The sequence below is a fragment of the Dellaglioa sp. CoH-55-MRSF-9 genome (assembly GCF_056782155.1).
In genome coordinates this window covers 1-257 of record NZ_JBXAYG010000121.1, presented here as the reverse complement: position 1 = coordinate 257, position 257 = coordinate 1, and the positions used below count along the sequence as shown (strand labels likewise).

The 257-nt window shown below is 74.7% G+C and carries 1 protein-coding gene; it reads left to right on the top strand.

Going from position 1 to position 257, the window contains the following annotated elements; translation table 11 throughout:
- Nucleotides 1-10: 10 nt before the first annotated feature.
- A partial coding sequence (locus AC1RPV_RS08025; protein WP_481764241.1) for a hypothetical protein occupies nucleotides 11-257 on the top strand: 247 nt, incomplete at its 3' end.

Sequence of the window (257 nt, the reverse complement as noted above, 5' to 3'; positions counted from 1 at the left end):
GAGGTGCGCGATGAGCGCGGTCGGCACCGCCGTCGAGCCGGCCGCCGTCGCGGCTCCGGCCGCCACCAGCCCGCTGCCGGACGGCATCGATCTGCGCCGCCTCGCCGAGCGCCCCGTCCTGCCGTTGCGGCACCCGGGCCGGTGGATCGCGGCGGCCCTGGTCCTCGTGCTGCTGCTGAACTTCGGGCAGACGCTGTTCACCAACCCGTCGTGGGAGTGGGCGAAGGTGGGCAAGTGGCTCTTCAGCCCGGCCATCC